The 10743-nt window shown below is 72.3% G+C and carries 10 protein-coding genes; 6 read left to right on the top strand and 4 right to left on the bottom strand.

The window, feature by feature from the left end; all coding sequences use genetic code 11:
• Positions 1 to 111: 111 nt before the first annotated feature.
• The 3 genes from ACFV6I_RS32620 to ACFV6I_RS32610 are packed head-to-tail and all read right to left on the bottom strand — an operon-like array spanning position 112 to position 3340.
• Positions 112 to 1188 carry a threonine aldolase family protein gene (locus tag ACFV6I_RS32620; protein ID WP_380345373.1) on the bottom strand — a complete coding sequence of 359 codons (1077 nt, stop codon included), beginning with the start codon at positions 1186 to 1188 and terminating at the stop codon, positions 112 to 114.
• Positions 1185 to 1943, bottom strand: coding sequence for an SDR family NAD(P)-dependent oxidoreductase (locus ACFV6I_RS32615; RefSeq protein ID WP_380345354.1), 759 nt, complete (start codon positions 1941 to 1943; stop codon positions 1185 to 1187). Before ACFV6I_RS32615 ends, ACFV6I_RS32620 begins: the two co-directional genes overlap by 4 nt.
• Positions 1940 to 3340 (bottom strand): DUF6421 family protein, encoded by a 1401-nt coding sequence (locus ACFV6I_RS32610; protein ID WP_063350139.1) that lies wholly within the window; start codon positions 3338 to 3340, stop codon positions 1940 to 1942. The genes ACFV6I_RS32615 and ACFV6I_RS32610 overlap by 4 nt, the downstream gene beginning before the upstream one ends.
• A 496-nt stretch (positions 3341 to 3836) precedes the next feature.
• Between ACFV6I_RS32610 and ACFV6I_RS32605 the strand changes: the two genes are divergently transcribed.
• The 5 genes from ACFV6I_RS32605 (at position 3837) to ACFV6I_RS32585 (ending at position 8449) form a co-directional block, all read left to right on the top strand.
• A complete protein-coding gene (locus ACFV6I_RS32605) occupies positions 3837 to 4730 on the top strand; it encodes an ABC transporter substrate-binding protein (RefSeq protein ID WP_380345356.1) in 894 nt (297 codons plus the stop codon).
• A gap of 161 nt (positions 4731 to 4891) precedes the next feature.
• Complete coding sequence (locus ACFV6I_RS32600; protein WP_244293715.1) at positions 4892 to 5713, top strand: amino acid ABC transporter permease; 822 nt, start codon at positions 4892 to 4894, stop codon at positions 5711 to 5713.
• Positions 5710 to 6465: an amino acid ABC transporter ATP-binding protein gene (locus tag ACFV6I_RS32595; RefSeq protein WP_063350137.1), complete on the top strand. Its 756-nt coding sequence runs from the start codon at positions 5710 to 5712 to the stop codon at positions 6463 to 6465. The genes ACFV6I_RS32600 and ACFV6I_RS32595 overlap by 4 nt, the downstream gene beginning before the upstream one ends.
• A 329-nt stretch (positions 6466 to 6794) precedes the next feature.
• On the top strand, positions 6795 to 7361 hold the full coding sequence (locus tag ACFV6I_RS32590) for a DUF5134 domain-containing protein (protein WP_380345358.1): 567 nt from the start codon (positions 6795 to 6797) through the stop codon (positions 7359 to 7361).
• 140 nt (positions 7362 to 7501) lie between these two features.
• Entirely contained in the window at positions 7502 to 8449 is a 948-nt protein-coding gene (locus ACFV6I_RS32585; protein WP_063350135.1) for a M56 family metallopeptidase, read from the top strand.
• Positions 8450 to 8559: 110 nt separating this feature from the next.
• Here the strand turns inward: ACFV6I_RS32585 and ACFV6I_RS32580 are convergent, their stop codons facing one another.
• Entirely contained in the window at positions 8560 to 8991 is a 432-nt protein-coding gene (locus ACFV6I_RS32580) for a MarR family winged helix-turn-helix transcriptional regulator (RefSeq protein ID WP_380345360.1), read from the bottom strand.
• A gap of 87 nt (positions 8992 to 9078) precedes the next feature.
• Here ACFV6I_RS32580 and ACFV6I_RS32575 point away from each other — a divergent pair, with 87 nt between their 5' ends.
• The gene (locus ACFV6I_RS32575) at positions 9079 to 10593 is read left to right on the top strand and encodes an MFS transporter (RefSeq protein ID WP_063350133.1); all 1515 of its coding nucleotides are present in this window, start codon (positions 9079 to 9081) and stop codon (positions 10591 to 10593) included.
• Positions 10594 to 10743 lie beyond the last annotated feature (150 nt).

Below are 10743 nucleotides of genomic sequence, written 5' to 3'. Positions count from 1 at the left end.
TTGCCCCCGCTCTCTCGCGGCGACTCCGGAACTGTACGGGGACAGGCCCGCCACATGCAAATCGCCCCCGCCCGGGGTCCCGGGCAGGGGCGATCCGATGTTCAGGCACCGTCAGGCGCGGCCCATCTCCTCGACGATGGCCGCCACGAAGCCGTCGATGTCGGCCTCCGTGGTGTCGTACGAACACATCCAGCGCACCTCGCCGGTGTGCTCGTTCCAGAAGTAGAAGCGGTAGTGCTTCTGCAGCCGCTCGCTCACCTCGCGCGGGAGGATCGCGAACACCGCGTTCGCCTGGACCGGGCGCACGATCTCGACGCCGTCGATCCCACGGACGGCCGCCTCCAGCCGGCTGGCCATCGCATTGGCGTGCCCGGCATTGCGCAGATAGAGGTCGCCGGAGAGCAGCGCCTCGAACTGGACGGAGAGGAAGCGCATCTTCGAGGCGAGCTGCATCGAGGTCTTGCGCAGGAACTTGATGTTCCGCACCCGCTCGGGGTTGAGCACCACCACGACCTCGCCGAGCAGCAGGCCGTTCTTCGTGCCGCCGAAGGACAGCACGTCGACGCCCACGTCCGTGGTGAAGGCGCGCAGCGGCAGGCCGAGCGCCGCGGCGGCGTTGGCCAGGCGGGAGCCGTCGACGTGGACGAGCATGCCGAGCTGGTGGGCGTGCTCGGTGATCGCGCGGATCTCGTCGGCGGTGTAGAGGGTGCCGAGCTCGGTGCTCTGGGTGATGGAGACCGCGAGCGGCTGCGCTCGGTGCTCGTCACCGAAGCCCCAGGCCTGCTTGTCGAGCAGCTCGGGGGTGAGCTTGCCGTCCGGGGTGGGGACGGTGAGCAGCTTGATGCCGCCCATCTTCTCCGGGGCGCCGCCCTCGTCCACGTTGATGTGGGCGGATTCGGCGGCGACCACGGCGCCCCAGCGCGGGAGCAGCGCCTGGAGGGCGACCACGTTGGCGCCGGTGCCGTTGAAGACGGGGTAGGCCTCGGCCTTGTCTCCGAAGTGTCGGCGGAAGACGTCCTGGAGGTGGGCCGTGTAGTCGTCCTCGCCGTAGGCGATCTGGTGGCCGCCGTTGGCGAGGGCTATCGCGGCGAGGATCTCCGGGTGCACGCCGGCGTAGTTGTCGCTGGCGAAGCCGCGGACGGCGGGGTCGTGCCGCCGAACCGCGTCCGTACGGGTGAGGTCGGTCATCGGGCTGTCAGCCACAGGTGCTGTCCGTTCAGTTCTGCTGCGGGGCGGTCCCAGAGGCCCGCCAGGTGTCCGGCGAGGTCGGCGGTGTCGGTGAAGCCGGCGAACTTCGCCTCCGGCTTCTCGGCCCGCATTTCGGGGCTGACCAGCGCCTTGATGACCAGGATGGCAGCCGCCGCGGTGGGCTCGCCGTCGGGGGCGGTGGTCTCCTTCTTGAAGGAGTCGGCCATGGCGAGGGTCCAGGCCTCCGTGGCGGCCTTGGCGGCCGCGTAGGCGGCGCCGCCCGCGGTGGGCTTGTGGGCCGCGGCGGCGGAGATCATCGCGTAGCGGCCGGCGGAGCTGCGGACCAGGGCGGGCTGGAAGGCCAGCGAGGTGTGCTGGAGGGTGCGCACGACGGTGTCGTGCAGGAAGTCCCAGTCGTCCAGGCGGGTGTCGAAGAAGGTCTTGCTGCCGCGCCAGCCGCCGACCAGGTGGAACAGACCGTCGACGTGGCCGTGCTCGGCCTCCAGGTGGTCGGCCCAGTCGTGGACCTCCTGCGGGTCGAGCAGGTCGATCACCTGTCCGCTGACCTTGGCCCCGCGCACGGCGATGCGGGTGGCGTCCAGCGCGGATTCGAGGCGCTGGGCGTCGATGTCGGCACCGATCACGGTGGCGCCGTCGGCGGTGAGGCGGCGCAGCACCGCCTGGCCGGCCGGGCCGCTGGCTCCGGCGACGGCGATGACCTTGCCGGCCAGCGGGGACTTGGTGGTCGTGGTCACGCGGCGGCTCCCTGGATACCGGTGCCGGTGATGCCGGCGGTGGCGGCGATGACGCCGCCGAGCTTCTTGGACAGGGCCTCGTAGAACATGCTCAGCGGGAACTCGTCCGGGAGCACCGCGTCGCACAGCGCCTTGTTGAGGGCCTTGCCGTCGGTGATGTCGAGCGGCAGCGCGTCGGAGCCCTTCGCCCAGGTGGAGGCGGGGTGCGGGGTGAGGTAGCGGGAGACCAGCTCGTAGGCGGCGATCCAGTGGGCCGGCTTGGGCCGGTCGATGCCGTCGCGGTAGAGGGTCTCGATCTCGGCGCAGAGCGCGTTGGTGACCTGCGGGGCCCGGTCCCAGTCGATGCTGAGGCGGTTGTCGCGCCAGCGCAGCGCGTCGTGCTTGTGCAGGTAGGCGAAGAGCAGCTGGCCGCCCATGCCGTCGTAGTTGCGGACGCGGTCGCCGCTGACCGGGAAGCGGAACAGGCGGTCGAAGAGGACCGCGTACTGGACGTCGCGGGCGTGCGCGTTGCCCTCGGCCTCCAGTTTCACCGCCTCCTTGAAGGTGGTGAGGTCGCAGCGGAGCTCTTCCAGGCCGTACATCCAGAACGGGCTGCGCTGCTTGATCATGAAGGGGTCGAACGGCAGGTCGCCGTGGCTGTGGGTGCGGTCGTGGACGAGGTCCCACAGGACGAAGGTCTCCTGCGCGCGGTCCTGGTCCTTGAGCAGGCCCTCGGCGTCGGCCGGGATCTCCAGGCCGAGCTGCTGGACGGCGCTGGTGGTGACGGCGCGGAAGCGGGCGGCCTCGCGGTCGCAGAAGATGCCGCCCCAGGTGAAACGTTCCGGCGCCTTGCGCACGGCGACCGTCTCGGGGAAGAGGACGGCGGAGTTGGTGTCGTAGCCGGCCGTGAAGTCGGTGAAGGTGATCGGCACGAACATCGGGTTGTCGAAGCGGGTCCGCTCCAGCTCGGCCAGCCAGTCGGGCCACACGACGCTCAGCAGGACGGCTTCCAGGTTGCGGTCCGGGTTGCCGTTCTGCGTGTACATCGGGAAGACGACGAGGTGCTCCAGGCCGTCCTCGCGCTGGTCGGCGGGGTGGAAGGCGAGCAGCGAGTCCAGGAAGTCGGGCTCCCGGTAGCCGGTGTCGGCCCACTTGGCCAGGTCCGCGTCGACGGCGGCCAGGTAGGCGGCGTCGTGCGGGAACAGCGGGGCGAGCTCCTCGACGGCGCCGCGGACGGTGGCCACCAGCGGGTCGACGGTGTGCCGCTGGACGGCGGACAGGTCGATCGAGCCGTCCTTGGACTGCAGCGGGCGCAGCGTCTCGACGGCCTCCTTCAGGCGCAGCCAGGCCGGGTGGCCGGCGAGGGTCGAGACCGGGGCCTCGGCCGCCGCAGCGAGCCTTGGCGAAAGATTCTGCATCGGGGACTCACTTCGACAGGAGTTATTTCAACGGAGACACCATAAGTACGAAAGGTTCTCCTGTTCAAGGGGGTCGCGACCGACAAAGCTCCGGCGTGGCTCCGCCGAAGCCCGGGCGGGGCCCCGGGGCGCGGGCCCGCCGGCCGGGCGTCCGCCATGTGGACAGGGATCTGGATGTTCTGGACAGATGCACCGTCGGAATGCGAACCTCCCGCCATGCTCCCGGCGGTGATCACGGTGACCGAGTGCCACATCGGCCTGTTCCGGGTGCCCTCTCGTTGTCACGCCTGCTGTCGCGTACGCGGCCTCTGCCGCCGCTGTCGCTGATCCGGCTCGGAGGGCACCGCGGACGCGGGCCCGTACGCCGACCATGCCGTGTGTGTTCCGGCGCCGCCACCGGGGGGAAGTGACCCGCCGGGCCCGCGGCCGGCCCCGGCCCGGCCCGCCCCCGTCGCCTCCCCTGTCCCGCCCTGCCCTTCCTCACTGGAGCCCTGCCATGACCATCCGCAAGCCGTCCGCCGCTCTGCCCCTCGCCGCGCTGCTCGCCGCGGCCGCCGCGCTGACCGCGTGCGCGCCGCAGGACGCCAAGTCCGACGGGGCCGCCGCCTCGGGCTCCTCGGGTGCGGCCGGTAGCGCCGCGGGCTGCGCGCCGGGAGCGCTGGCGACCCGGACGGCGGGGACGCTGACCGTCGGCACCGACAAGCCCGCCTACGACCCGTGGTTCACCGAGGACAAGCCGGAGAACGGCAAGGGGTTCGAGTCCGCCGTGGCCTTCGCGGTGGCGGAGAAGCTGGGTTACCCCAAGGAGAAGGTCAGCTGGGTGGTCGCGCCGTTCGGCAAGGCCACCTCGCCGGGGGCCAAGGACTTCGACTTCGACATCAACCAGGTGTCCATCAGTGACGAGCGCAAGCAGGCCGTCGACTTCTCCTCCGGCTACTACGACGTGCGCCAGGCCGTCATCGCGTTGAAGAACTCCAAGGCGGCGGGCGCGAAGAGCATCGCCGACCTGAAGGGCGCCAAGCTGGGCGCGCAGGTCGGCACCACCAGCCTGGACACCATCACCGACACCATCAAGCCGAGCGTCCAGCCGGCCGTGTTCGACTCCAACGACCTCGCGAAGGCCGCGCTGAAGAACGGCCAGGTCGAGGCGCTCGTGGTGGACCTGCCGACGGCCTTCTACATCACCGGCGCCGAGGTGCCCGAGGCGCAGGTGGTCGGCCAGTTCGAGGGGGCGTCGAAGAGCGAGCAGTTCGGCCTGGTGCTGGACAAGGGTTCGAAGCTGACCGGCTGCGTGTCGCAGGCGGTGGACGCGCTGCGCTCCGACGGCACGCTCGCGAAGCTGGAGAAGCAGTGGCTCTCCGACGCCGTCTCGGCACCGGTGCTCAAGTGAGCGGCGACGCGGTGGCGGCCGGTCCGGCGTCGGTCGCCACGGGCCGGGGCGGGAAGATCCGCGCCGGGAAGGGCCTCGACGGGAAGGGTCGCGACGGGAGGGGCCGCGACGGCGGCGGGGGCAAGGGGGACGACGACGGCTACCGCCCGTCCGAACGACGGCTGGCACACGAGGCGTACCGGCGCGGCCGGGCCCGCCGGTCGGCGCTGACGGCCGCCGGGTCGACCCTGGCGATGGCGGTCGCGCTCTACCTGCTGGTCGTCAACTCCCCCGGCTGGGAGGTGACTCGGAAGACCTTCTTCAACGCCGACTACGCCCGCCAGGCGCTGCCCGAGGTGCTGACGGGGCTGCGGCTCAACCTGGAGCTGATGCTCGGCTGCGGCGCGCTGATCCTGGTGTTCGGCCTGCTGCTCGCGGTGCTGCGGACGCTGCGCGGGCCGGTGTTCCTCCCGGTGCGGCTGCTGGCCACCGCGTACGTGGACTTCTTCCTCGGGCTGCCGATGATCATCTGCCTGCTGGTGATGATCACCGGGGTGCCGGCGCTGCGGCTCAGCGGGGTGACCACCGATCCGCTGGTGCTCGGCGGGGCGGCGCTGGTGCTGACGTACTCCGCCTACGTGTCGGAGGTCTTCCGCTCCGGCATCGAGTCGGTGCACCCCAGCCAGCGGGCCGCGGCCCGGTCGCTCGGGCTCACCAACGCGCAGGCGATGCGGTACGTGGTGCTCCCGCAGGCCGTGCGGCGGGTCGTGCCGCCGCTGCTGAACAACCTGGTCAGCCTGCAGAAGGACACCGGGCTGGTCTCGATCGGCGGGGCGATCGACGCGGTGTACGCGGCCAAGATCATCGCGGCCCGGTCGTTCAACTTCACGCCGTACCTGGTGGCGGGGCTGGTGTTCATCGTGCTGACCATTCCGCTGACGCGGTTCGCCGACTGGCTGACCGCCCGGACGAACCGTCGGCAGTTCCAGGGAGGTGCGGTGTGAGCGGAGACGTGCTCCGGCTGGAGTCCGTGCGCAAGACCTTCGGCGGCCAGGTGGTGCTGCGCGACGTGGGGTTCGCCGTGCCCGAACACTCGGTGACGGCGCTGATCGGGGCGTCCGGCTCCGGCAAGTCCACGCTGATGCGGTGCGTCAACCTGCTGGAGGGGATCGACGACGGGGCGGTCTTCCTGGACGGGGAGGAGATCACCGACCCGCGCGCAGACCAGGACGCCGTCCGTCGCCGGATCGGCGTGGTGTTCCAGTCCTACAACCTGTTCCCGCACCTGACCGTGCTGGAGAACATCACGCTCGCCCCGCGCCGGGTGCACGGACGGGGGCGGGCCGAGGCGGAGGCGGAGGCGCTGGGACTGCTCGACCGGCTCGGGCTGGCGGCCAAAGCGAAGGAGTACCCGGACCGGCTCTCCGGCGGACAGCAGCAGCGCGTCGCCATCGTGCGGGCGCTGGCCACCGGGCCCCGGCTGCTGCTGCTCGACGAGATCACCGCGGCGCTCGACCCGGTCCTGGTCGGGGAGGTGCTCTCGGTGGTGCGCGACCTCAAGGAGCAGGGGATGACGATGGTCCTGTCCACCCACGAGATGGGGTTCGCGCGCGAGGTGGCCGACCAGGTCTGCTTCCTGGACGACGGGGTGGTGCTCGAACAGGGGCCGCCGGAGCAGGTGTTCGGCGATCCGCGGGAGGAGCGGACGCGACGGTTCCTCAGCCGGGTCGTCGCCTCGGGGCGGCTCGCGGGCTGAGCGCCGGCCGGGGCGGCGGAGCGTGTGCCCGGTGGCCGCACACCGGGGGGCACCACTGTGCGCCCCAGTGCGCGCCCTGCCCGCGCCCCGGCCACAGCGGTGATCGTGGACGGGACGACCGTCCAGACCGCGGTCGGCGGGCGATGGTGTGGCGGGCCGCGGGCGAGGAGCAGGGGCGGGAGACAGATGCCGGCGAACAGATAACAGATGACGTTATCTGTTATCCGTTATCTGTTCGCTGACATCTGTCATCTGTCATCTGTCATCTGTTCGCCGCCCCCGCCACACCGCCGCCGGCCGCCCGCCCCCGTCGCCCCGGGAGGCCGCCGTTGCACGGACCCTCGCTGATCAGCTGGCTGCTCGCGCTCCTCACCGCCACCGCCGGGGCCTACTGCCTCACCCGGCTGCGCCACTCCCCCTGCGCCGCCGGCACCACTCACCACTTCGGCGCCCGGCGCCTACTCGCCCGGGAGTCCGACGCCGCCGAGGCCCTGATGGGGCTCGGCATGGCCGCCATGGCCGTGACCGGCGGCGCCGTCCCGGCCACCGTCTGGGCCTGGGTGTTCGGCCTCCCCGCCGCCGCCTTCCTGCTCGCCGCCGTACGCGCCCCGGCCCGCCGGGCACACCGGCTGCACCACGCGATCGGCGCGATCGCCATGACGTACATGGCGCTCGCGATGACCGCCACCCCCGGCCATCACCACCACGCCGCCGACGCGGGCACGCCGCTGCTGACCGGCTCCCTCCTGCTCTACTTCGGCGCCTACTCCCTGTGGGCCGGCACCCGGCTCCTGCACACCCCCTCCGGGACCCTGGCACTCGGCACCGCCGGGCTGCCCCGGGCCTGCCGACTCACCATGGGCATCGGCATGTTCGCCATGCTCCTGACCATGTGAGCCCCGATCGATCCAAGACCCCATCCCTGACGTGGCGTTGGTCACTGGCCGGTCGAAAGCCGTTCCTCCGGAGGTCATCAGCGCATAGGTTGGCAGGGAGCGCGTTGTCGCGTTCCGTGCGTACTCGGGGAGCCCATGCGATGACTGCCCTGATCGGCCTGCTGCTGCTCGGACTGCTGCTCTCGACCGTCGCGCCCCGGCTGCTGGCCCGGGCCCGCTGGGCGGAGCGCGAACCGGTGCTGGCGCTGCTGGCATGGCAGTGCCTGGTGGTGGCCGTGCTGCTGTGCTGCGTCCTGGGCCTGCTGCTGGCCGCCTCCGCCGCGCTGCCCGAACTGCGCGCCCTGGTGTTCTCGGGCGCCCCGCACGGCGTCGAGGCCGCGTACGGCCTCCAGGACGCCGAGGGCTGGGGCCGGCTGTGCGCCGCGGTGCTGGCGGCGGGCGGCCTGCAGACGGTGCTGGCGCTCACCCGCGAGGTCCGTTCCGCGAAGGCGCTCCGCGACCACCGGCATGCTCAACTGACGGTCCGGGCACCGGAATTGCCGGAGGCCATCGCGGCCGCCCGCAGCCGCCGGGAGCGGCTGGTGGTGTTGGAGAACATCCGCCCGGAGGCGTGGTCGCTGCCCGGCCCGGACTCCCGCCTGGTGGTCACCACCGGCGCCCTCCAGCAGCTGACCGACCGGGAGTTGGCCGCTGTCCTGAGCCATGAGCGCGGGCACGTCCGGGCCCGGCACCACTGGCTCCAGCAGTGCGCCCAGGCGCTCGCCTCCGGCTTCCCCGGGGTCGGCGTGTTCAGCGCCTTCCGGGCCCAGGTGGAGGAGCTGGTGGAGCTGGCGGCCGACGACCGGGCCGCGCGCCGGCACGGCCGGCACACCACTGCCCTCGCACTGGCCGAACTCAACCTGGACCGTGGGGTGTTCGGCTCCTGCCCGCCCGGCCTGGCGCAGTCCCCGCGGCGAGTGGACCGGCTGCTCGCGGGCCGCCCGCGACTATCCGTCCCGCACCGGCTGCGGCTCACCGTCGTCGCCCTCGCCGCACCCGCCGCAGCCGTCCTGCTGGCCGTCGCGCCGGGGCTGACCTCGCTCCTCTGAAAAGGGGCTCACCCCTCCAAAAAGGCCCAACCCAACTGCCAGCCCGCCGGATTGACGCCGAGTCAGGTTGTCGAAGGGACAGTTTGCCGGCGGGACGGCTTGCCGGCAGGTCAGCTTGTCGGCGACTCGTCCAACGGCCCGAGCGGGGCGCCGAGGGTCAGTTCGAGCACCTCACGATGGAGCGGCCTGGCCTGCTCGTACCGCTCCCGACCGGTCCCGGTCAGGGTGATCACGATGGCCCGCCGGTCGCTCTCGCACATCGCCCGGGTGACCAGCCCGCCCTTCTCCAGGCGGGCGATCACCCGGGACAGCGCACTCTGGCTGAGGTGGACGGTGTGGGCCAGCTCCTGCGCCCGCAGCGCATGGCCGCCGCCCTGGCACCCCTCCACCAGGCGCTCCAGCACCTCGAACTCGCTCACGCCCAGCCCGCACTTGTCACCCAGCTCGCGATCGAGCATGCAGGCCGTGGCGGCATGCCGGGCCAGCAGGTCGCGCCATTGCGCAACGAGACCGGCCTCCGCCGGGGAGTCGAGATCAGCCACGGTGCCACCCTAGCATGTGCGCCGTAAAATTATGTGTTCACATCTTATTCATTTGCATTGAATGCACGCGCATGTACTGTCCTCCCCATGACCACCGCGACCGCCACGTCACCCGACGCCCCGTCAACCAGCGGGCTGAGCTGGACACCCCGCCTCTGGGGCACCCTGATCGTGCTCTGCGCCGCCATGTTCCTGGACGCCCTGGACGTCTCCATGGTCGGCGTCGCCCTCCCGTCCATCGGCTCCGAGCTGCACCTCTCCACCTCCGCCCTGCAATGGGTGGTCTCCGGCTACGTGCTCGGCTACGGCGGCCTGCTGCTGCTCGGCGGCCGCGCCGCCGACCTGCTCGGCCGCCGCCGGGTCTTCCTGGTCGCCCTGGGCGTCTTCGCCGCCGCCTCGCTGCTCGGCGGCCTGGTCGACGACGGCGGGCTGCTGATCGCCGCCCGCTTCCTCAAGGGCGTCAGCGCCGCCTTCACCGCCCCGGCCGGCCTGTCGATCATCACCACGACCTTCGCCGAGGGCCCCGCCCGCAACCGGGCGCTGTCGATCTACACCACCTGCGGCGCCAGCGGCTTCTCGCTCGGCCTGGTGCTCAGCGGGCTGCTCACCTCCGTCGGCTGGCGCTGGACGTTCCTGATGCCCGTCCCGGTCGCGCTGCTCGCCCTGTTCTTCGCGGTCCGGCTGCTCCCCCGCCCTACCGAGGAACGCGCCAAGGGCGGCTACGACGTGCTGGGCGCGATCACCGGCACCGCGACCGTGCTGCTGCTGGTGTTCACCGCCACCGAGGCGCAGGGCGCCGGCTGGCTGAGCCTGCGCACCGTCGGCTCGCTGGTCGTGGTCGCCGCACTGGCCGCCGCCTTCCTGCTGGTCGAGAGCCGCACCGCCCACCCACTGGTCCGGCTCGGCATCTTCCGCAACGGCTCGGTCGCCCGGGCCAACGTGATCGCCTTCGCCATGGCCGGCGCGTACGGCGGGTTCCAGTTCGTCGTCACCCTCTACCTGCAGCACCTGCTGGGCTGGTCGGCGCTGCAGATGGCCCTCGGGCTGCTGCCGGCCGGCGCCTTCATCGCGCTCTCGGCACCGTTCATGGGCCCGATCGTGGACCGCTTCGGCACCGGCCGGCTGCTGCCGATCGGCCTGCTGGCCCTGGTCGGCGCGTTCGCGCTGTTCCTGCGGCTGGACGAGCACAGCTCGTACGTGGGTCTGGTCCTGCCCTCGATGCTGCTGCTCGGCGTGGGCTTCGCGCTGGCCTTCCCCTCGGTGAACATCGCCGCCACCGACGGCGTGGGCGACGACGAGCAGGGCCTGGCCTCCGGCCTGGTCAACACCGCGATCCAGGTCGGCACAGCGGTGGTCCTGGCCGGCGCGACCGCGATGATCACCGCCGGCAGTGCCGGCGGTGACAGCCCGCAGGCGCAGCTGGACGGCTACCGGCCGGCCCTGGTGTTCGTCGCGGCGGTCGCGCTGTTCGGCCTGCTGATCGCCGCGGTGGGCGCCCTGGTCGACCGGCGGCGGAAGTCGGCTCCCGCGCCGGTGCCGGACTACGATTACCCCTCGGTCGGGTCGAGCGCGGCGCGGACCGAAGTCCTGACCAACCGCTGACCGTCGACCGCCACCCGGGCCGGCCCCCGGCCCCCGCCGTCGGACAATGGCGCCCGGGGGCCCCACCACCCCCCCGGGTTGTTGTGGGGGGGGGGGGGCGCGGGGGGCCCCGGCGCGGCCCCCCCCGCCGCGGGGGGCCGGGGGCGCACA

This window comes from Kitasatospora sp. NPDC059803 (genome assembly GCF_042732255.1).
Classification (GTDB): domain Bacteria; phylum Actinomycetota; class Actinomycetes; order Streptomycetales; family Streptomycetaceae; genus Kitasatospora.
The sequence above is the reverse complement of the archived record's forward strand: the minus strand, read 5'-3'. Positions and strand labels throughout refer to the sequence as shown.